We start from the raw sequence: 20579 nt of genomic DNA, 5'->3' as shown, positions 1-20579 counted from the left end.
GAGACGTTATTATGTTACCCGTTCTCGCCTCTTCGAGTGGTCATCGTGTCCCGACTTTTTTCTATCTTTGTCGCATTTGTCGCCAGTTTTCTGTTGATCGGTTCTGCTCATGCCGACGTCAAAGTCCTCACCAGCATCAAGCCGCTACAGCTGATTGCCGCTGCGGTGCAGGACGGCATGGCAATTCCGGAAGTGCTGCTACCGCCGGGTGCTTCGCCGCATAACTATGCCCTGCGCCCTTCCGACGTACGGAAGGTGCAATCCGTGGATCTGGTTTACTGGATCGGGCCGGACCTGGAAGGTTTCCTGCCTCGCGTACTGAAGGGTCGTACGCTACCGAGCGTCGCCCTGCAGGATCTGCCGGGGCTGAAGTTACGTCGTTTCGCCGAAGACAGTCACTCCCACGCCGAAGAAGCCGATGAGCATGATCACGATCACCGTCCGGGCAGTCTGGATGCGCATTTGTGGTTATCGCCGGTCAACGCCCGGGTGATCGCGACGAAAATGGCCGCGGATTTGAGTGCTGCCGATCCGGCGAATGCGGCACGCTATCAGAGCAACCTCAAGGCCTTTGATGACCGTCTCGACGCGCTGGACCTGCGCTTGAAGGCTCGTCTGGCGGGTATCGCGGGCAAACCGTACTTTGTGTTCCATGAAGCGTTCGACTATTTCGAGGACGCTTATGGTCTGAAACACACTGGCGTATTCAGCGTCGCCGCCGAAGTCCAGCCGGGGGCCCAGCATGTGTCGGCAATGCGTACGCGGTTGCAGGAAGTGGGCAAGACCTGTGTGTTCAGCGAACCGCCGTTGCGTCCGCGCCTGGCGGAAACGTTGGTGGCAGGTCTGCCAGTGAAGTTGGCGGAGCTGGATGCGCTGGGTGGGTACACGCCGGCGACTGCTCAGGGGTATGAGCAGGTACTGGAGAAGTTGGGGAATGATTTGGCGGGGTGTCTGGAGTCGTTGTAAATACTGCGATAACCCTGTGGCGAGGGAGCTTGCTCCCGCTGGGCAGCGAAGCGACCCCAAGATGGGCCTGCTGCGCAGGCCAGCGGGAGCAAGCTCCCTCGCCACAATTTAGAGGGCGAACGGTAGCGGCGTACTGACCTTCTGCCGCTGCGCCAACCGCAACTGAAACTCCATCGGATCGTGAATCAACACGTCCTGCCCGGCGAAAGACTCCGCGGCAATCAACCGCGACAGCCAAAACCGCACGCACGCCACACGCAGCATGGTCGGCCACAACTCCGCCTCGGCCGCCGTGAATGGTCTCAACGCCGCATAAGCCCCCAGCAACGCCCGCGCTCGCGGCCCCTCGATCAACCCGTCGTCGTCCGAACACCAATCGTTCAAGGCAATCGCCACGTCGTAGAGCATTGGCCCCGAGCAAGCATTGTAAAAGTCGATCAATCCCGTCAGGTGCGTGCCTTCGAACATCGCGTTATCACGGAACAGGTCCGCGTGGATGTTGGCCCGTGGCAACGCCAGAATTTTCTCTTTCTGCTGAGTGATTTCATCCAGCGCCCGTTGCAGCAGTTCTTTCTGCTCGGCATTCAGGTGCGACAACAGTTGCGTGCCCTCTTCCAGCATCCAGTCCAGGCCGCGATCGGTTTTGCGCTTGATCATGTTGGCCTGGGTCGCCAGGTGCAGATGGCCGAGCAACTCGCCCACCTGGGCGCAATGCTGCGCGTTGGCGATCTTGATGTGCTTGCCGGCCAGACGCGGTTGCAGCAGCGCAGGCTTGCCGGCCAGTTCGCGCAAGGCGACGCCATCGGTGGTGCGCAAGGCGTAAGGCACCGGCAGGTCAGCTTCATGCAGCACGTCCAGCAACTCGATGAAGAACGGCATCTCCTGAACCGGACCGCGCTCGACCAGGGTCAGGACAAATTCGCCCTGCTCCAGGCTGATAAAGAAATTGGTGTTTTCGCTACCGGCGGCAATCCCCTGGAAATCAAGCAGGCGGCCGAGCCCGTATGGGGCGAGAAAGGTTTCCAGCTCGGGCCGAGCCAGCGGGGTGAACACAGACATGTTTTAACTGCCAGTACGGGCGCCGCTGCTTGAGCCAGCGCCAATTGAAATTAAGAAACTACTTCCATTCAAAAATCTTCCACGACGGAATCAGCATATCCGGCTGATCCGAGCGGATGAAGTTTGCATCTGTACCGTCCGCACGCACCAGAAAATACGGCGGTGCCCCCTTCGGCGTAACCTTGATCGCATACAGGAAACCGTTTTGGCGGTATTCCTGAATGACTTTGTCCCCTTCCGTGCGGATCGTGACTTCAGGCTCCGGAGTCGGCGCATCGTCCGCCGCCATGACGGCCAGTGGAACGGTTGCAAACAAGCCAGCCAGCAACAGGCGATTTAGTGTGCGCATGATAACCTTGTCCCTTTGTCGTCAACGGTCCCGCTATTCTAGCGCCGGACCCGCCGAAAAGGTTGATCCTGCTCATGAGCCAAGCCCCCCTCGTCCTGGTGGACGGTTCTTCTTACCTGTATCGCGCCTTTCACGCGCTGCCGCCGCTGACCACTTCCAAAGGTCTGCCGACCGGAGCGGTCAAAGGCGTGTTGAACATGCTCAAGAGTCTGCGCAAGCAGTACCCGGACAGTCCGTTCGCCGTGGTGTTCGACGCCAAGGGTGGGACGTTTCGCGATGACATGTACGCCGAATACAAAGCCAACCGTCCGAGCATGCCCGACGACATGCGCGTGCAGATCGAGCCGCTGCACCAGAGCGTAATCGCTTTGGGCTTCCCGCTCCTGTGCGTCGAAGGCGTCGAGGCCGATGACGTGATCGGCACCCTGGCCCGCAGCAGCGCGGCGGCCGACCGCCCGGTAATCATCTCCACCGGCGACAAGGACATGGCGCAGTTGGTCGACGGCCACATTACCTTGGTCAACACCATGACCGGTAGCAGCATGGACGTGGAGGGCGTGAAGGAGAAATTCGGCGTCGCTCCCGAGCAGATCATCGATTATCTGGCGTTGATGGGCGATTCTTCCGACAACATCCCGGGCGTTCCGGGCATCGGCCCAAAGACCGCGTCCGGCCTGCTGGTCGGCGTAAACGGCGGCCTGACCGAGCTCTATGCGCAGCTCGACATCGTTCCGACCCTGCCGATTCGCGGCGCGAAAACCCTGCCGGCCAAACTCGAAGAGCACAAGGAGATGGCATTCCTCTCCTATCAGTTGGCGACGATCAAGATCGACGTGCCGCTGGATATCGGCCTCGACGACCTGCAAATGGGCAAGCCGGATCACGACAAACTGGCCGAGCTCTACACGCTGCTGGAATTCAAGAGCTGGTTCGAAGAGAACCAGCGCGACGCCAAGCGTTCCGGTCAGGAGATTGTCGAGGTCGCTCAGGAGCAGCCGGGCGCTGTCGAATCGAAGTACGAAACCATCCTTGACGCTAAGCGCCTCGAAGCCTGGCTGGACAAACTCGACAAGGCGCCGCTGATCGCCTTCGTCACGGAAACCAACGGCACCGATGCTCAGCACGCGCAACTGGTGGGGCTGTCGTTTTCCGTTGCAGCCAACGAAGCGGCCTACATTCCGCTGACGCATTCCTACATGGGCGTGCCAGAACAGCTGGACCGCGATACCGTACTGCTGGCATTGAAACCGCTACTGGAAAACCCGAACAAGCTGAAAGTCGGCCAGAATGCCAAGTTCGAAACCAACATCCTCGCCAATTGCGCCATCGGTGGCGATCAGAACAACGGGATCACTGTTCAGGGCATTGCCTACGACACGATGCTCGAGTCCTACGTGCTCGACTCGACCGCCACCCGCCACGACATGGACAGCCTGGCACTGAAGTACCTGGGCGAAAGCAAAACCGACATTCAAGAGATCGCCGGCAAAGGCGTCAAACAGCTGACCTTCGACCAGATATCCCTGGAGCTGGCCGGTGACTATGCCGCGGAAGATGCCGATGTCACCTTCCGCCTGCATTTGGCGCTGCAGGAAAAACTGGCGGCGACGCCAAGTTTGACTCAAGTGCTCAGCGACATTGAAATGCCCCTGATGCCAGTACTGGCCCGGATCGAACGGCAGGGCGCGCTCGTGGACGCGAACTTGCTGGGCATCCAGAGCGTGGAATTGGGCGAGAAACTGGTCGCCCTGGAGCGCGAGGCATTTGCCATTGCGGGCGAGGAATTCAACCTCGGCTCTCCGAAGCAACTGGGCGTAATCCTCTACGAAAAGCTCGGTTTGCCGGTACTCAGCAAAACCGCCAAAGGCCAGGCTTCCACGGCCGAAGCGGTGTTGGCCGAACTGGCGGAACAGGACTACCCACTGCCCAGGGTGTTGATGCAGTACCGCTCGCTGAGCAAACTCAAAAGCACTTACACCGACCGTCTACCCGAGCAGATCAACACGCGTACCGGCCGCATCCATACGAACTATCAGCAAGCTGTCGCTGCCACCGGACGCTTGTCGTCCATCGATCCAAACCTGCAGAACATTCCGATCCGCACCGCCGAAGGTCGTCGGATTCGTCAGGCGTTCGTTGCGCCAAAAGGCTACAAGCTGCTGGCCGCGGACTACTCGCAAATCGAGCTGCGCATCATGGCTCACCTGGCCAAGGACGAAGGTTTATTGCACGCTTTCCGCAATAATCTGGATGTGCACAAAGCCACGGCGGCGGAAGTCTTTGGGGTTGAACTGGCCGAAGTCAGCACAGATCAGCGTCGCAGTGCCAAGGCGATCAACTTCGGTTTGATCTACGGCATGAGCGCGTTTGGCCTGGCCAAGCAGATCGGCGTCGATCGGAAACAGTCCCAGGCGTACATCGACCGCTATTTCGCCCGTTATCCAGGTGTCCTGGCATACATGGAACGCACTCGCGCCCAGGCGGCCGAGCAAGGTTTCGTCGAGACTATCTTCGGTCGTCGCCTGTACCTGCCGGAAATCAACGCAAAAAACCCGGCCCTGCGCAAAGGTGCCGAACGCACGGCGATCAACGCCCCGATGCAAGGCACCGCGGCGGACATCATCAAGAAAGCCATGGTGGCTGTGGATAACTGGCTGACCTCATCGCGTCTCGACGCCAAGGTCATCCTGCAGGTGCACGATGAATTGGTGCTTGAGGTACGTGAAGATATGGTCGATCAGGTTCGTGAAGAGATTCGCGCCCACATGGCCAACGCCGCGAAGCTGGATGTACCGCTTCTGGTCGAGGTTGGCGTGGGAAATAACTGGGATGAGGCGCACTGATCCATAGATGTAGGAGCGAGCTTGCTCGCGATGGACTCGAACACGCCGCGCTCATTCAGGGAAGACGCGTCATCGTTGACGACCATCGCGAGCAAGCTCGCTCCTACAATGTGCCGCGGCAGAGGGGCGAAGGGCGCTTATTTCCGTTAGTGATCCGGCTTATTTCAAATGGTTTTTGGGATGCCGGAACTAAACCTGTGAACTGCCACTCACAGTAACTGAATGGCTGGTGAAGCCCTTCGATGCTCCTATGTTGTGTTAAGTGTTGGCAGATAATCTGGACCCCGCCCTAGCGGTCCGGAACTTGAACCCCGGAACTTCCCCCTCCCCATAAGAAGTCCGGGGTTTTTTTTGCCCGCGTTTTTTGTAAATGAGCTTACTCCGCGAGTTCCGAGCCTTTGTCAGCCAGTTCCATCCAGCTTGCCAATACAGTGTAGGCGTCTTCCAGGCCCATGCGTTTTGGCGCCGAGAACAGCTGAATGCTGATCGCATCACCCCAGCCCTTGCGAATGTCCGACTGAACCTTGAGCAAGACGTTCTTTGCCGCGCCGTAGGTCAGCTTGTCCGCTTTGGTCAGTAGAATGTGCATCGGCATGCCGCTGGCGACGGCCCAATCGAGCATCAACAGGTCGAAGTCGGTCATTGGATGACGGATGTCCATCATCAGAATCAGACCTTTCAAACTCTCGCGACCACCCAGATAAGCTTCCAGGTGACGCTGCCAGTGCAGCTTCAACGGGATCGGTACTTTCGCGTAACCGTAGCCCGGAAGGTCGACCAGACGACGATCATCGTCTAGCTTGAAGAAGTTCAAGAGTTGCGTGCGACCCGGGGTTTTCGAGGTCCGCGCCAGGCTGGCATGCGTCAGGGTGTTCAACGCGCTGGATTTACCGGCGTTGGAACGCCCGGCGAAGGCCACTTCAAAGCCTTCGTCGTCGGGACATTGGTCGACTTTGGCAGCGCTGAGCATAAAGGTGGACTGTTGGCACAGGCCGAGGATGGGGTTCTTGAGTTGCATGGGATTTCCGATGTGGGCGGCGCCGGGAATGGACGCGGCAAGCGGTGTCGTTTCCGTTTCAGTAGCGCCAGTATATAATGCCGCAGATTTTGTGTGCGCTTTGTCCCAGCGTAGGATGAAGTTCACGAGAGCGATAGACCTTGATTGCGCAGTAGAACGCAGAACGCTCTCAACCCTGAAAAGGTCGTTTTATGACGAAATGGCTGCTAGCTGCCGGTGTCTTGATGCCGCTTTACAGCGCTCAGGCTACACAGGATCCGGAAGCTGTGTACAACCGTGTTTGTGGTGCCTGTCATTCCGGCCAACTACCCATGGCGCCCAAAAAGGGCGATCAGGCAGCTTGGACGCCGAGGTTGGCGAAAGGTATGGAGACGCTGGTGCAACACGTGACCCAGGGTTTCAAGGCGATGCCGCCGCGTGGTTTGTGCATGGACTGCAGTGCCGAGGATTACCAAGCCATCATCCACTGGATGAGCGAGTGATCCCGGTCCATAACTCTTTAACCCTTAGCCGTAGTTGGATTAGCTGATGAACAAATTGATCGTGAGTCTGCTGTTGACCGTGGGGATCTCCGGCATAGCCCATGCTGCAGGTGATGCAACTGCTGGTCAGGCGAAAGCCGCAGTATGTGGCGCCTGTCATGGCCCGGATGGCAACAGCATGGCGCCTAACTTTCCGAAACTGGCAGGTCAGGGCGAGCGTTATCTGAACAAGCAGTTGCACGACATCAAGTCCGGCAAACGCACGGTACTGGAAATGACCGGCCTGCTGACCAACCTGAGCGATCAGGACCTGGCCGATATCGCCGCCTACTTCGCCAGCCAGAAAGGCAGCGTTGGCGCCGCCGACCCTAAAGTCGTGGCTCGCGGTGAAGCACTGTTCCGTGGTGGTGACCTGGCCAAGGGCCTGCCAGCCTGCACCGGCTGCCACTCGCCAAACGGCACAGGCAACGCGGCCGCCGGCTTCCCGCACCTGGGTGGCCAGCACGCTCAATACATTGCCAAGCAGCTGACCGATTTCCGCAAGGAAGAAGGCGGTCGTAGCAACGACGGCGACACCAAAACCATGCAGACCATTGCCAAACGCCTGAGCGACGAAGATATCGCAGCGGTGTCCAGCTACATTCAGGGCCTGCACTAAGACGTCGAATGGGGCGCCGCGCGGGATGTACATCTCCTGCAACGTTAACGCTCTATTAATCCGTCGCAGCAAGTATAAAAAGGGTGGCTCAGGCCGCCCTTTTTTGTGCCTGCTGCCGTTACACTACAGAACTCAAGCCCGCCATGACCTGTCTGAAAACAGGTCGCGCGAGGCGACCAAATTGTCCAGGAGTAAAGCATGCGTAATCTGATCATCAGCGCCGCACTCGTCGCTGCCAGCCTGTTCGGCATGACTGCCCAAGCCGCCGAAGCCCCCGCCGCCCCTTATGTCGAACTGACCAATCCGGTTCCGGTTGCTGTGCCTGGCAAGATCGAAGTGGTGGAGCTGTTCTGGTATGGCTGCCCGCATTGCTACGCTTTCGAACCGGTAATCAATCCTTGGGTCGAGAAACTGCCGTCCGACGTGAACTTCGTTCGTATTCCTGCGATGTTCGGCGGTCCATGGGACGCACACGGCCAAATGTTCCTGACCCTGGAAGCCATGGGCGTCGAGAGCAAGGTTCACGCTGCGGTATTCAACGCCATTCAGAAGGAACACAAAAAGCTGGTCGATAAAAACGAAATGGCCGACTTCCTGGCGACTCAAGGCGTAGACAAGGACAAGTTCCTGGCGACCTTCGATTCCTTCGCCATCAAGGGCCAGATCAACAAGGCTCGCGAACTGGCCAAGAAATATGAAATCTCCGGCGTTCCAACCATGATCGTCAACGGCAAGTATCGCTTTGACGTGGGTTCTGCCGGCGGCGCCGAGCAAGCCCTGCAACTGGCCGACAAACTGGTCGACAAAGAGCGGGCGGCTACCAAGGCTGCTGCCAACTAAGCGCGGGGCCTGCCATGCGCCGCTGGGGTACCGAACGCATCGTTGGCCTGCATGATCCGCGGGTCAACGAGCATCACCTGGAATCGACGGGGTTGCCTGCAGACAGCCGTCTGCGCTTGCTCAGCTTCAATATCCAGGTGGGCATCAGTACCGAGCGTTATCGGCACTACCTGACCCGGGGCTGGCAACACCTGTTGCCGCACACCGGGCGCGCCGACAATCTGCAAAAGATCGGCAATCTGCTGGGCGACTTCGATCTGGTCGCCCTGCAGGAAGCCGATGGCGGCAGCCTCCGATCAGGCTACGTCAATCAAGTCGAACACCTGGCGCAACTCGGCGCCTTCCCCTACTGGTATCAACAACTCAATCGCAATCTCGGTCGCCTCGGCCAGCACAGCAATGGCGTGCTCAGCCGCCTGCGCCCGTGGGCGATTGAGGATCATCCGCTACCGGGGCCCAAGGGTCGCGGGGCGATCCTGGTGCGTTTCGGTGAAGGTCCGGAAGCGCTGGTGGTGGTCATGATGCACCTGGCGCTGGGCGCTCGCGCCCGGAGCATGCAACTGGCTTACATCCGCGAGCTGATCGGCGGTTATAAACATCAGGTGCTAATGGGCGACATGAACACCCACGCCAGTGACCTGCTGCAAAATTCTCCGTTGCGCGACCTCGGCCTGCTGGCGCCGCAACTGGAAGCAACCTTCCCGAGCTGGCGCCCGCAGCGCTGCCTGGACCACATTCTGCTGAGCCCGACCCTGACGCTTGAAAAGGTCGAAGTGCTGGCACAGCCCATTTCCGATCACCTGCCGGTCGCGGTAGAGATTCGTCTGCCGGGTTCGCTCACGGCCGACGCATTGCCCGCGTTGAGTCCTGCCCTTCGCGGAACCCATGAATGAGCGACGAAACACAGCGCTGGAAAGAGAAATACCTCAAAAGCATCGAACAACAGGAAAAGCTCGAACGACACTGGGACGCCCGGCTCGACCTGCTGCGGCGCGGACTGGTGCGCAGTACTTTGGCGGCCGAGGGCACCGACCGCGCCGTTGACCAGTGCATGAAAGAAATGCGCGAAGTCATCCGCACCAATGAAATGGACGCCGGCCTGGCTGCACTGCTTCCACGACTGGAAAAAGCGGTACTCGACTCTGAACAGCGCCGCGAAACCCGGGTCAATCAGACCAGCGCCGCACTGACCGCACTGGTCGCGCAACTGCAAACCTTGCCGCTACCCCGGGAAGTGAGCCGGCCACTCAAGAACTTCGCCAAAACCCTCGACGGTCGCGTCAGCCAGGCGCGCGAGATCCCGTTGCTGCTCAGCGAGTTGAGCGGGCTGCAAGGCAAAGCCTTGAGTCAGCTGGAGAACCCGGCAGAACCCGATCGCCCAGGCTTGCTGCAACGCCTGTTTGGCAATCGTGAAACGGAAGATGCGATACAGCAGGTAGCTCCCCCGGAAGCGCAAGTGCCCACCCCGCTGCCTGTCGGAGCGGTTACTGCGGCACCTCCCGAATTGCCGCGAGTGACCGTCGATACCGCGCCAATTGCCGACGAACCACGCGTAACGCCGCCAGCCGAACACCCGGCCCAGCCCGAACCACAGGTGATCGAAGCACTCACAGTGACGCCGACGCCCGATGAAGTCGTGGCGTTTGTTCCGCCAGTCCATAAACCCCAGCAAGCACCCGCTCCGGAAACACCGGTCCAGTCGGAGATTCAACCACCAGAGCAACCGGCACCAGCCCACATGTCAGCGGTTGCCGAGACTCAACTGGCGATCAACCCGGACGAGTTGACCCCGACGATATTCCTCGACCGCCTGCCCCTGCCCTCGGCCATGGCCGAGGCATTGGCCGCCGTCGATCCGGAACACTCTGAACACGATGTTCACTACGCCCTGCCAGACTCGCCGGAGCCGTCCTACAGCTCGGTCGCCAAGCACATCGAAGACACGTTGCTGGGCCTACTGGACGACCTGTCGCTGCCCGAGCGCCATCGCCCGCAAGCCGAAGCGATGCGCGATCGCCTGCAAAATGGTTTGAACTGGTACGAACTGCTGCCGATCCTCGACGATCTAGCCACCTTGATGCTGGCGATCAACGACAGTGGCCAGCATGAATTCGAAGCCTATCTGCAGCAACTCAACGAGCGCCTCGAGTCATTCCAGAGCAACCTGCAAGCCGCCAGCGATGGCCATGCGGACAACAGTTCTGCCGCGCGCGAAATGGACACGCAGATCCGTGAGCAGGTCGACGGCCTGCAGAGCAGCATGCAAGAGGCGGCGGACCTCGACGATCTCAAGCTCGTCCTGGAGAACCACCTCGAAGGCCTGCTCGGCACCATGGATCAGCACCAGAAGCAGCGCGACGAGCGCGAGCAGGAAGTGGCCGCCCGCCTTAAAGGCCTGGCCGAACGCGTGGCGCACATGGAGCAGGAAGCTCAAGGCTACCGCGAACATCTTGAAGAGCAGCGCCAGAAAGCCTTGATCGACCCACTGACCGGACTGCCCAACCGGGCGGCCTGGAGCGAACGGCTCGATCACGAAATCAGCCAGTGGCAGCATTACGGCAACACCCTGTTGCTGGCCATGCTCGACCTCGATCATTTCAAACGCATCAATGACAACTATGGTCACCTGGCGGGGGACAAGGTGCTGAAAATCATCGCCAGCGTGTTGCGCAAGCGCCTGCGCGGGACCGATTTCATCGCCCGGTTTGGCGGCGAAGAGTTTGTCCTGCTGATGCCCGGCACAGTGCCAGCGGCGGGGGCAAAACTGCTGGAACACCTGCGCGCGTCCATTGAAGCCTGCCCATTCCACTTCAAGGGGGAGCCGGTGACCATTACCGTTTCGATGGGAATGACTGCATTCAAACCCGGAGAACACAGCGATATGGTGCTGAAAAGAGCCGATCAGGCGTTGTACCGCGCCAAACATGCAGGCCGTAATCGGGTCGAACCCGGCTGAAAGCCAATTGTTCCATTTTGTTTAAATAGCCCCGTTAGCCGTCGTCGCGCAAGGCAGTACGTTACACTGTTGCATTACTGTCTTGCGTGTACTGCCCTTTGCCATGAAATATCTTGCTCTCATCGTGTCGCTTCTATTGGCCGGCTGTGCCAGCGGCCCCCGGTTCGACACCAGCCATCCTTCGGTCAACCACGACAGCCGCATTCAATTCGTGGTGATGCATTACACCTCCGCATCGCTGGAACGCTCGCTGCAACTGCTGACCCACGGCGAAGTCAGCAGTCACTACCTGATCGGCGACGATAAAAACGCCACCATCTATAAGCTGATGGACGAAAACCTGCGGGCATGGCACGCCGGAGAGAGTGAGTGGGAGGGTCGGACCTGGCTCAACTCCAGCTCCATCGGCATCGAAATCGTCAATCCGGGATTCAAGACAACCCCGACCGGAGGACGTTACTGGTATCCCTACAGCGAAGCCCAGGTCCAGTCTTTGATCGTCCTGCTCAAAGACATCAGCAAACGCTACGCCATCAACCCCCGCAGCATCATCGGCCATAGCGACATCGCACCGCTGCGCAAGCTGGATCCGGGACCGCTTTTCCCCTGGAAACGTTTGGCGGCCGAAGGCCTTGGAATCTGGCCGAACGAAGAGGTGGTGGCGCGCCAGCAAGTGCAGTTCAACGCTGAACTGCCAAGCGTCAGCTGGTTTCAGGCACAGTTGGCCCGCCTGGGTTACGCCACGCCGCAAACCGGTGAGCTGGATGTGGCGACACGTCACGTGATTGCAGCCTTTCAGATGCATTTCCGGCCATCCCGATTCGACGGCCTCCCGGACGCACAAACGGCAGCGCTTCTGCAGGTGTTGAACCAGACAAAATAATGACACCGCCCGACGGTCCGGGCTTTTTCCCAATCAGCAGCTATAACTCATTGGTAATTCTTCGGATATTCCAATATGCCTGCTGCTCGAGAGACGCTACGTAGTTGGTTCTATCGCCCTTGGTTTTTGGCGATGCTGGCTGCTGCCTTGAGCACTACGTTGCTGATGGCGCTGAGCCTGTTCGGGGCCTTGCATCAGGTTGAGCAAAACGAAAGCCTGGAAATGAACGCACAAGGTGAGCGCTTCCTTTTGCGCCTGGAGCAGTTGTTCGGGCAACTGCGCGAAAGCCTGGATGATCTGGAGGCCCAACCGCTGCGAACCTGCGACAACGAAATGATCGCCACTTTGCAGCAGGTCACCTTCAATTACCGCTTCGTTTACGAGGCGGTGTATATGGATGACTCGAGGATCTGCACCAACCGTCCGCGCCAGGAAGGATTGTCGCTGGCACGACCACCGGACATTAAAGACCCCACCTACAGTTATTGGCTGAACACCACCACCGAACCTGATGAAAACCGGGCCGCACTCATGCTCGGGCGGGGCAATTTCCGTGTCGCCACCTCTCGCGGACATTTGACCGACATGGTCGACCTGTCGCCGGGCAGCAGTCTTTTGGTGATACTCGACCGCGGCACTCGCGCGATTCCGGTGCTGGGCGCCGCGCAAACCTGGCCACCGACCGAACCTTGGCCACCGAAAAACAGCGATGCCTTGCAAGTCACTCGGACTCACTTGATTTATCGCATGCCGACCAACAGCCCTGAGTACCAATTGGTGCTGATCTCCCCGCGCACCGGCAGGCAAGTACCCGCCGCCTGGTGGTGGTTGCTGCCGGCCAGCGTGGCGCTGGGATCGCTTGTGGGTTTTATGGTGTTTCTGCTGGTGCGTCAGCGACAGTCGCTTGACGCCGAATTGACCGGCGCGATACGGCGAGGTGAGTTGCAGGTGTTGTATCAACCGATCTTCGACCTCGACAGCCGCAACTGTGTCGGAGCCGAAGCCTTACTGCGCTGGCGCCGACCCGACGGCACCCTGACCAGCCCCGACCTGTTCATTCCGATGGCGGAGAACAGCGGCCAGATCCGCCAGATGACTGACTTCGTCCTGCAACGCCTGCTCGAGCAGCTTGGGCATTTGCTGCGAGCCAATCCGCAGCTGTACATCTCGGTCAACCTGGCGGCCTGCGATGTGATGGTGCCGCGTATCGGCCAAGTGATGGCGCGGCTGCTGACCTTGCACCGGGTCGCGGCCAAGCAGATCGCTTTTGAAGTGACCGAGCGCGGCCTGATCGATGTGGTGGTGGCCCGGGAAAACCTGCAAGCCTTGCGCGACGTCGGGCATCAGATATTGATCGATGACTTTGGCACTGGCTATTGCAGCCTCGCCTACCTGCAAACCCTGCCGGTGGATTGCCTGAAGATCGACAAGGCGTTTATCGATGCGCTGGGGCACGACGCCGCCAGCAGCGGCGTGGCACCGTACATCATTCACATGGCCCAGGCGCTGCAACTCAAAGTAATTGCCGAGGGCATCGAACATGAAGCGCAAGCGGCGTTTCTGAGCAGTGAAGGGGTGAAATTCGGTCAGGGTTGGTTGTTCGCCCATGCGTTGAGTGCCGTTCAGTTCATCGAGCTGATTACCCGTGGTCGGCGACTGGCCGGCCGACGCATGGATGACGAAGCGTAAACGCGCGTTAAACCGCCAGCGCCATGTAGAACTGAGTACCCTGCCCCGGCCGCGAATAGACGCCCATCCGCCCGCCGTGCAACTGCACGATTTCCTTGCACAACGCCAGACCAAGCCCCGCGCCCCCCTTCTTGCGCCCGACCTGTACAAACGGCTCGAAGATCCGCCCCTGCTGGCCGTAAGCGATACCTTCGCCATTGTCCTCGACACTGATAATCACCCGCTCGCCGTGGCGTCGCGCCTGCAAGCGAATCTGGCCATCAGCGCCGGTATGACGCAACGCGTTGTCGATGAGGTTATCGAGCACCCGCTCCAGTTGGGGCTGATCGGCCTGTAACCACGGCAATGGCCCCTGTACCTCCACCAGCAAATCGATGCCCTTCTCTTGCGCCGAATCGGCAAACCGCGAGCGGGCCTGCTCCAGCAATTCCTCGATGGAACATGGCGCCAGCGAAAGTTTCTGCAAGCCGTTCTGGTAGCGTGAGAAGTTCAACAGGTCGTTGATCAACTGCATCAAGCGCTGCATTTCTTCATTCACGGTGTCCAGCAGATCGGCTTCTCGCGAGTCCTCGGCAAAATGCGCGCGCTCGCGGAACAGGCCGAACGCCATGTGCATCCCGGTGACCGGCGTGCGCAGCTCGTGGGAGGCGCGCAACACAAACTCGCTGCGCACCCGCTCGAAAGCTCGCTGTTCGGTGACGTCGTGCAACACCATCACGGCGCCCAGAATATGGCCCTGGGTATGACTGACGGGCGTCAGGCTGTAAGTGAGCAGCCGCGACTCTCCGTCAACCTCGACACACAGGTCCTCCGGTGCGCGCTCCAGCGAGCTTCCGCGCAACACCAGTTTCAGCTGCTGATCCAGCTCGGGGCGTTCGAGCGCCGAGCCCAACCCTTGGCCGAGACGGTCTGTTTCCCAACCCAACTGGCGCTGCGCCACCGGGTTGAGGTGTTCCAGATGGCCATCGCGATCGATCATCAACAGGCCGTCGTCAATGCTGTCGAGTACTGCCTGCAAACGCTGCTGGCCCGCGAGCAACTCGTCTATATTGGTAGCCTGGTGCTGACGCAGTGCTTCGGCCATGATCCCGAAGCGCTTGGTCAGCTGATTCATTTCCACTGCCGAGGAAATCGGCAGGGTTACTTCGAAGTTGCCTTGGCCGATGTGGTCGGCGGCTTGGGCCAGGGCTTCGATCGGCGCACCGAAACGGCGAGCGATCGCATGAGCGGTCACGAAACCGATAATCAGTACAGCCAACCCGACCAACCCGAGCAGGCCGGCAATCAGCAGTGCCCGATCCCGGGCCTGGTGCTGCGTTTCATTGATGCTATCCAGCGCGTGCTTTTGCGCGGTGACCAGACCGTTGCGCAACACGTTGAATTTTTCGCTGAGCGCTTCGTTGCCACTCCACACATGGGACGGATCGCGCGACAGGTCCAATGCCTGAAGAAAACTCAGGTAATCGTCCTTGGCTTGCAAGAATCCGTACGGGCGCCCCTCGCCGCCCTGATCATGGGCGATGCCTTCATCCAGCAGCTGAAAATATTGCTGCCTGGACGCTTCGAACGCCCCAGGGTCGGGTTTGTCGCTCATCATCAGAACCAGCTGGTCGCCCAGGGTCTGGCGCAGTTTGAGGCCCAGGTCGAGGGTGATGAAGTTGTTGCGCACCAGTGCTTCCTGGGTTCCAGCCATCTGCATCACACTGACCAGCCCGAGCAACAGCCCAAGCAGCGCAACGGTGATCAGTGCGGAAATACTCAGAAAAAGCCGAGTACGCAACTTCATCGCCAGTTTCATCGGGCAGGACTCACAGGTTGTACTGCTTGCGTTTGCGGTACAGCGTGGAAGCGTCAATGCCGAGCGTCTTCGCGGCCTGGTCCAGCGTGTCGGCGGTGGCCAGGACCGCGCCGATGTGGGCCTTCTCCAGCTCGTCCAGACTCAACGCAGCACCAATGCGCGGCGCATTGTTGACCGGGGACTCGGCCATGCCCAGGTGGCTGATCTCGACGCGCTCCTGTGGACAAATGATGCTCGCCCGCTCAACCACGTTGCGCAACTCTCGAATGTTCCCCGGCCAGCGGTAGCTCAGCAGCGCTTCACGGGCCTCCTCGCTGAAGCCGCGTGCCGGGCGCGCGTATTCCTTGACGAAACGGGCCAGGAAACGGTCAGCCAGGTTCAAGATATCCTCCCGGCGTTCGCGCAACGGTGGCAGATGCAAAGTGATGACGTTCAAGCGATAGAGCAAGTCTTCACGGAAGCGACCGTCGCGCACCATGTCTTCAAGATTGAGATTGGTGGCCGCCAGGATGCGCACATCGGCGCGGCGGGTCACCGGGTCGCCGACCCTTTCATATTCCTTGTCTTGAATGAAACGCAGCAACTTTGGCTGCAACGTCAGGGGAAAATCGCCGATCTCGTCGAGAAACAGCGTTCCGCCGTCGGCCTGATTCACCCGTCCAAGGGTACTTTCGCTCGCGCCGGTGAATGCGCCACGGCTGTGGCCGAAGAGTTCACTTTCCATCAATTCGGCAGTCAGCGATGGGCAGTTGATGGTGACGCAGGATTTTTTCGCGCGCTTGCTCCAGCCATGAATGGCCTGGGACAGTTCACCTTTACCGGTACCGGATTCGCCGAGAATCAGGATGTTGGCATCGGTGCTGGCTACTTGGCGGGCGGTTTCGAGCACCACTTTCATGGCCGGACTGTGAGAGTCCAGGCCGTCCTTGGGTTTGCGCACTTCACCTTCCAGCGCCTCCAGACGTGCCGACAGCTGCCGCACTTCCAGTTGCTTGGCGGTGGCCAGGCGCAATTGATCGGGGCTGCACGGTTTGACCAGATAATCAGCGGCACCCGCCTGAATCGCGTCCACGGCGGTGTCCACGGCCGAGTGAGCGGTGACGATGACTACGCGCATCCACGGCGCTTGAATGCGCATCTGGGCCAGCACATCGAGGCCGTTATCCTCACCGAGGCGCAAATCGAGGAAACACAGGTCAAACACCTGGCGTTGCAACAACGCATCAGCCTGCGCCGCGCTATTGGCAGTGGCGACGCTGTAGCCCTCGTCTTCAAGACAGTAACGGAAAGTTCGCAGGATGGCGGACTCGTCGTCCACCAGCAGAATGCGGCCTTGATGCTCGGTGGCTGATTCCATTTTCCTACGCTCCTTAAAGAATGATCTTGGTTTAGTCCCGGAAAAATCGGGCAAGTTGCATGGTTGATTCTGGTCGATTCCGACCGCCTCAGGGTAGCTATCTGCTTCCTTTACGGCTAATCAGCTGATTTTGTTGTTTTTAAATCAGATCGCCGGCTTCCAGGCACCTCTCCGACTTCCTTTGAGACACCTGCGCCCTCCTCGCAATTCAAAAATTCTGAAAGCTCCTACAAATTTATCGTGCATTACGCACGACGCCAAAAGGGTCATCGTGCAGGATGCGTCCCACCTGTTTTCTACTTGGAACATAACTCGTTGATTTTATTATATTTTTTCTTCTAAAAAAGCTGGCACGCAGGCTGCAATAGCCTGATTAACCAGGGCACTCAGAACAGACGCCCTCAACAAGATCACCACAGTGTCGGAGGAGCTTCAGGATGAGTCGCCAACGTGCCGCCCAATTGCGTATCTCGCCACTGCATCTACAGCAAGGCCTGTTTGCTGTCCTGGCGCTCCTGATCACCTTGATTGGCGGCCAGCAGTTTCAGCGCTGGGAGCAGGGCCAGGAGCAAGAAGCGCCACGCCTGTCGTTTCAGCATCCGACCCAAACCCACTTCAGCGCCGTCAGCAGCACTTCCGCCGACAGCGCGCCGATGCGAATGATGGGCGTCGACCAGGCTCAGCCTGTGGATGAGATGCCACGTCAGGAACGTTGGGTGTTCTAGACACACGAACTTGGCGCTCTCGATGCGCCGGGACATGCACCACAAGCATCATCTCTAAATAGAAGTAAGGAGAATCACCATGTTGAGCTGGGCAATCACATTCTTGATCATTGCCATCATCGCTGCGGTATTGGGCTTCGGTGGTATCGCGGGCACCGCCACGGGTATCGCCAAGATTCTCTTTGTCGTGTTCCTGGTGATGTTCATTGCTTCGTTCTTCTTTGGCCGTCGTGGTCGAGGTTGAAGATGAACGTTTCACTGAAAACGTTGGCAGCCGCCCTGCTCCTGGGCGGCAGTGCCATCGCGCTGGCGGCCAATGATGGCCAGACGCGGGTCAACGAGTTATTGAGCACCGACCCGCAGTTCCATGACACCTGGCAAGGCGTTGTGAAGAAGGAAGAGCGTCTGCCGGAATGGGTAATGAACCTGTCCGGCGATGCCGAGCAAATGAATGCGGTGGAAGAAGATGGCGACAAGTATCTGGTGGGGCCGCTCTGCGAATCGCATGACACATGCCTCAACAAACGCTTGATCGTGGCCGTCAGCTTCGACAAGAAAGATGCCTACGCCATGCTGGTCGAAGTGCCTGCAGGGTTGCCGGCCGACAAGTCGCCCACGCGGCATGCCGACTACCGCTTCCTCGGCAAGCCCGACCAAGGCATGCAGGACCTGTTGATGGAACAACTGAAGAAAGATCCGAACTGGTACTGAATTTGTCACACGAAAGAAGCAGCATGCTTCTCTCCAATGCGCTACCTGAGGAAGGTAGACGCATGACCAAGGGGTCGGGACGTTCTGCCTGTTTCAGGGGCGGAGTGACCTACGGGTACAGGGAGTGCCTGCGCAAGGGCCGGGTCAGGTAAAAAGCTGCGACGCAAGTTCGCCGTCCAATCATGGCGCGACGGACTTGCGAAGAGCTTATGCGCGTAATGCGTTGAAATAGAGCGGACCACTCGGATTCGCTGCATCACTTTCCCATTCGTACGAATAATCACCAGAAAATGCTGTCCCCGGTGTTTCTGCGTGACCGTACATCGAGAAAAATCGCCTGATTTTTCAGCGATTTTCTCGCCTTTCATTGTCGGATTTTTCTGAAATACCCCTCCCGCACACAGGATCAAAAACCAGTCACCCTGCCCGGAAATGGCCGGTTCACGGCACGTATGCCTGCCGAAATGTCATATTCGAACCGATTGCGACGTCGGTTTCCGTAAAAAAACCTCATGCCGATTCGGCATAGGGTAGGCGTTTACGGCATTAGACGTCGCTTCCTTGCATCGGAATAGTTGCGCCTTTTTTCGCCTGCCAGAGAGCCATAAATACTCGCTCCGGGGCACCTTATACGGGGGCGGATGCACAAGACTTTTTCGCCAAAAGCGTTCCAGTTTGATGCATCTGCCCGATTCAAACGCAAGTAAGGGTAAAGATATGAAGAAGGCAAAGCTTAGCCTCGCCTGGCAGATCGTCATCGGTCTGGTATTGGGGATAGCAATCGGTGCGCTGCTCAACCATTTCAGTGCCGAAAAGGCCTGGTGGATCAGCAACATCCTGCAACCAGCAGGCGATATCTTTATCCGTCTGATCAAGATGATTGTGATCCCGATCGTGATCTCCTCGTTGATCGTCGGTATTGCCGGCGTCGGCGATGCGAAGAAACTCGGCAGCATCGGCCTGAAGACCATCATCTACTTCGAGATCGTTACCACGATCGCTATCGTTGTAGGCCTGGTGCTGGCCAACGTGTTCCACCCGGGCGCCGGCATCGACATGAGCACGCTGGGTACGGTGGACATTTCCAAGTACCAGGCGACGGCCGCCGAGGTACAGCATGAACATGCGTTCATCCAGACCATCCTCAATCTGATCCCTTCCAACATCTTCGCGGCCATGGTCCGCGGCGAAATGCTGCCGATCATTTTCTTCTCGGTGTTGTTCGGTCTCGGTCTGTCGAGCCTCAAGCCCGAATTGCGCGACCCGCTGGTGACGATGTTCCAGGGCGTGTCGGAAAGCATGTTCAAGGTCACTCACATGATCATGAACTACGCCCCGATCGGCGTTTTCGCACTGATCGCGGTGACCGTGGCCAACTTCGGCTTCGCGTCCCTGCTGCCGCTGGCCAAACTGGTGATCCTGGTTTACGTCGCCGTCGCCTTCTTCGCCTTCGTGGTGCTGGGCCTGATCGCTCGCCTGTTCGGCTTCTCGGTGATCAAGCTGATGCGCATCTTCAAGGATGAGCTGGTCCTGGCCTACTCCACCGCCAGCTCCGAAACCGTGCTGCCACGCGTCATCGAGAAGATGGAAGCCTACGGCGCGCCAAAAGCGATTTGCAGCTTCGTGGTGCCGACCGGCTACTCGTTCAACCTCGACGGTTCGACCCTCTACCAAAGCATCGCGGCGATCTTCATTGCCCAGCTGTACGGCATTGATCTGTCGATCAGCCAGCAACTGTTGCTGGTGCTGACGTTGATGGTCACCTCCAAAGGCATCGCCGGCGTACCGGGTGTGTCCTTCGTGGTGCTGCTGGCCACTTTGGGCAGCGTGGGTATTCCGCTGGAAGGCCTGGCATTCATCGCCGGTGTCGACCGCATCATGGACATGGCACGTACCGCACTGAACGTGATCGGCAACGCCTTGGCCGTACTGGTCATCGCCCGTTGGGAAGGCATGTACGACGATGCCAAGGGCCAGCGCTACTGGAATTCCCTGCCGCACTGGCGCAGCAAGGAAAAACTGCCGGTGGGCGAGATTTCCAGCAACTAACGCATAACCCTGTGGGAGCGGGCTTGCTCGCGAATGCGGAGTCAGTCGACATCAATGCTGAATGACACACCGCTTTCGCGAGCAAGCCCGCTCCCACAAGGTCCGCGTACACCGCGCTAAACAAACCCCGGAGAAATCCGGGGTTTGTCGTTTCTGGCTACCCCGCTATCATTCGCCCCATTCTTTGGGGGATTTA

The 20579-nt window shown here is 58.9% G+C and carries 18 protein-coding genes; 13 read left to right on the top strand and 5 right to left on the bottom strand.

Annotated features, from left to right (window positions below):
• The first annotated feature begins 45 nt into the window (after positions 1-45).
• Positions 46-966, top strand: coding sequence for a zinc ABC transporter substrate-binding protein (locus ACA073_RS00435; protein WP_497400786.1), 921 nt, complete (start codon positions 46-48; stop codon positions 964-966).
• Between the two features lie 108 nt (positions 967-1074).
• Here the strand turns inward: ACA073_RS00435 and ACA073_RS00430 are convergent, their stop codons facing one another.
• Together ACA073_RS00430 and ACA073_RS00425 are read right to left on the bottom strand one after the other, a co-directional pair.
• Positions 1075-2025 (bottom strand): homoserine kinase, encoded by a 951-nt coding sequence (locus tag ACA073_RS00430; RefSeq protein WP_497400784.1) that lies wholly within the window; start codon positions 2023-2025, stop codon positions 1075-1077.
• A gap of 58 nt (positions 2026-2083) precedes the next feature.
• Complete coding sequence (locus ACA073_RS00425; RefSeq protein WP_034149452.1) at positions 2084-2374, bottom strand: DUF2782 domain-containing protein; 291 nt, start codon at positions 2372-2374, stop codon at positions 2084-2086.
• Between the two features lie 74 nt (positions 2375-2448).
• On the opposite strand from ACA073_RS00425, the gene polA reads away from it, so the two are divergent.
• Positions 2449-5217, top strand: a complete 2769-nt coding sequence (gene polA / locus ACA073_RS00420; RefSeq protein ID WP_497400782.1) for a DNA polymerase I — start codon at positions 2449-2451, stop codon at positions 5215-5217.
• 376 nt (positions 5218-5593) lie between these two features.
• On the opposite strand, the gene yihA is transcribed toward polA, so the two are convergent.
• Positions 5594-6235 carry a ribosome biogenesis GTP-binding protein YihA/YsxC gene (gene yihA / locus ACA073_RS00415; protein WP_497400780.1) on the bottom strand — a complete coding sequence of 214 codons (642 nt, stop codon included), beginning with the start codon at positions 6233-6235 and terminating at the stop codon, positions 5594-5596.
• 191 nt (positions 6236-6426) lie between these two features.
• Here yihA and ACA073_RS00410 point away from each other — a divergent pair, with 191 nt between their 5' ends.
• The 7 genes from ACA073_RS00410 (at position 6427) to ACA073_RS00380 (ending at position 13743) form a co-directional block, all read left to right on the top strand.
• On the top strand, positions 6427-6717 hold the full coding sequence (locus ACA073_RS00410) for a c-type cytochrome (RefSeq protein ID WP_392893014.1): 291 nt from the start codon (positions 6427-6429) through the stop codon (positions 6715-6717).
• A 46-nt stretch (positions 6718-6763) separates the two neighbouring features.
• Complete coding sequence (locus ACA073_RS00405; RefSeq protein WP_497400778.1) at positions 6764-7375, top strand: c-type cytochrome; 612 nt, start codon at positions 6764-6766, stop codon at positions 7373-7375.
• A 198-nt stretch (positions 7376-7573) separates the two neighbouring features.
• Positions 7574-8215, top strand: coding sequence for a thiol:disulfide interchange protein DsbA/DsbL (locus tag ACA073_RS00400; protein ID WP_497400776.1), 642 nt, complete (start codon positions 7574-7576; stop codon positions 8213-8215).
• Between the two features lie 14 nt (positions 8216-8229).
• The gene (locus tag ACA073_RS00395; RefSeq protein WP_461952486.1) at positions 8230-9108 is read left to right on the top strand and encodes an endonuclease/exonuclease/phosphatase family protein; all 879 of its coding nucleotides are present in this window, start codon (positions 8230-8232) and stop codon (positions 9106-9108) included.
• Positions 9105-11171, top strand: coding sequence for a GGDEF domain-containing protein (locus ACA073_RS00390; RefSeq protein WP_497400774.1), 2067 nt, complete (start codon positions 9105-9107; stop codon positions 11169-11171). The genes ACA073_RS00395 and ACA073_RS00390 overlap by 4 nt, the downstream gene beginning before the upstream one ends.
• Before the next feature lie 103 nt (positions 11172-11274).
• Positions 11275-12054 (top strand): N-acetylmuramoyl-L-alanine amidase, encoded by a 780-nt coding sequence (locus ACA073_RS00385; protein WP_497400772.1) that lies wholly within the window; start codon positions 11275-11277, stop codon positions 12052-12054.
• Between the two features lie 75 nt (positions 12055-12129).
• On the top strand, positions 12130-13743 hold the full coding sequence (locus ACA073_RS00380) for an EAL domain-containing protein (protein ID WP_497400770.1): 1614 nt from the start codon (positions 12130-12132) through the stop codon (positions 13741-13743).
• Between the two features lie 7 nt (positions 13744-13750).
• Here ACA073_RS00380 and ACA073_RS00375 read toward each other — a convergent pair whose 3' ends face one another.
• Both ACA073_RS00375 and algB read right to left on the bottom strand, forming a co-directional pair.
• Positions 13751-15541 (bottom strand): KinB sensor domain-containing domain, encoded by a 1791-nt coding sequence (locus ACA073_RS00375; protein ID WP_497400768.1) that lies wholly within the window; start codon positions 15539-15541, stop codon positions 13751-13753.
• Between the two features lie 10 nt (positions 15542-15551).
• A complete protein-coding gene (gene algB / locus ACA073_RS00370; protein ID WP_497400766.1) occupies positions 15552-16898 on the bottom strand; it encodes a sigma-54-dependent response regulator transcription factor AlgB in 1347 nt (448 codons plus the stop codon).
• Positions 16899-17335: 437 nt separating this feature from the next.
• Between algB and ACA073_RS00365 the strand changes: the two genes are divergently transcribed.
• From ACA073_RS00365 to gltP, 4 genes are all read left to right on the top strand, one after another.
• Positions 17336-17623 (top strand): hypothetical protein, encoded by a 288-nt coding sequence (locus ACA073_RS00365; protein WP_497400764.1) that lies wholly within the window; start codon positions 17336-17338, stop codon positions 17621-17623.
• A gap of 79 nt (positions 17624-17702) precedes the next feature.
• The gene (locus ACA073_RS00360) at positions 17703-17867 is read left to right on the top strand and encodes a DUF1328 domain-containing protein (protein WP_003177151.1); all 165 of its coding nucleotides are present in this window, start codon (positions 17703-17705) and stop codon (positions 17865-17867) included.
• A gap of 2 nt (positions 17868-17869) precedes the next feature.
• Complete coding sequence (locus tag ACA073_RS00355; RefSeq protein ID WP_497400762.1) at positions 17870-18334, top strand: inhibitor of vertebrate lysozyme family protein; 465 nt, start codon at positions 17870-17872, stop codon at positions 18332-18334.
• Positions 18335-19051: 717 nt separating this feature from the next.
• Positions 19052-20383: a glutamate/aspartate:proton symporter GltP gene (gene gltP, locus ACA073_RS00350; RefSeq protein WP_497400760.1), complete on the top strand. Its 1332-nt coding sequence runs from the start codon at positions 19052-19054 to the stop codon at positions 20381-20383.
• The last annotated feature ends 196 nt before the right edge of the window (positions 20384-20579 follow it).

The sequence above is a fragment of the Pseudomonas sp. LBUM1670 genome, assembly GCF_059695695.1.
This window is presented reverse-complemented; position numbering and strand designations above follow the sequence as displayed.

Coding starts and splice junctions, on each gene's coding strand:
- ACA073_RS00365 (WP_497400764.1), top strand. CDS start 17,336: ATGAGTCGCCAACGTGCCGCCCAATTGCGTATCTCGCCACTGCATCTA.
- ACA073_RS00400 (WP_497400776.1), top strand. CDS start 7,574: ATGCGTAATCTGATCATCAGCGCCGCACTCGTCGCTGCCAGCCTGTTC.
- ACA073_RS00430 (WP_497400784.1), bottom strand. CDS start 2,025: ATGTCTGTGTTCACCCCGCTGGCTCGGCCCGAGCTGGAAACCTTTCTC.
- ACA073_RS00425 (WP_034149452.1), bottom strand. CDS start 2,374: ATGCGCACACTAAATCGCCTGTTGCTGGCTGGCTTGTTTGCAACCGTT.
- yihA (WP_497400780.1), bottom strand. CDS start 6,235: ATGCAACTCAAGAACCCCATCCTCGGCCTGTGCCAACAGTCCACCTTT.
- ACA073_RS00380 (WP_497400770.1), top strand. CDS start 12,130: ATGCCTGCTGCTCGAGAGACGCTACGTAGTTGGTTCTATCGCCCTTGG.
- gltP (WP_497400760.1), top strand. CDS start 19,052: ATGAAGAAGGCAAAGCTTAGCCTCGCCTGGCAGATCGTCATCGGTCTG.
- ACA073_RS00385 (WP_497400772.1), top strand. CDS start 11,275: ATGAAATATCTTGCTCTCATCGTGTCGCTTCTATTGGCCGGCTGTGCC.
- ACA073_RS00395 (WP_461952486.1), top strand. CDS start 8,230: ATGCGCCGCTGGGGTACCGAACGCATCGTTGGCCTGCATGATCCGCGG.
- ACA073_RS00355 (WP_497400762.1), top strand. CDS start 17,870: ATGAACGTTTCACTGAAAACGTTGGCAGCCGCCCTGCTCCTGGGCGGC.
- ACA073_RS00390 (WP_497400774.1), top strand. CDS start 9,105: ATGAGCGACGAAACACAGCGCTGGAAAGAGAAATACCTCAAAAGCATC.
- polA (WP_497400782.1), top strand. CDS start 2,449: ATGAGCCAAGCCCCCCTCGTCCTGGTGGACGGTTCTTCTTACCTGTAT.
- ACA073_RS00375 (WP_497400768.1), bottom strand. CDS start 15,541: ATGAAACTGGCGATGAAGTTGCGTACTCGGCTTTTTCTGAGTATTTCC.
- algB (WP_497400766.1), bottom strand. CDS start 16,898: ATGGAATCAGCCACCGAGCATCAAGGCCGCATTCTGCTGGTGGACGAC.
- ACA073_RS00410 (WP_392893014.1), top strand. CDS start 6,427: ATGACGAAATGGCTGCTAGCTGCCGGTGTCTTGATGCCGCTTTACAGC.
- ACA073_RS00405 (WP_497400778.1), top strand. CDS start 6,764: ATGAACAAATTGATCGTGAGTCTGCTGTTGACCGTGGGGATCTCCGGC.
- ACA073_RS00360 (WP_003177151.1), top strand. CDS start 17,703: ATGTTGAGCTGGGCAATCACATTCTTGATCATTGCCATCATCGCTGCG.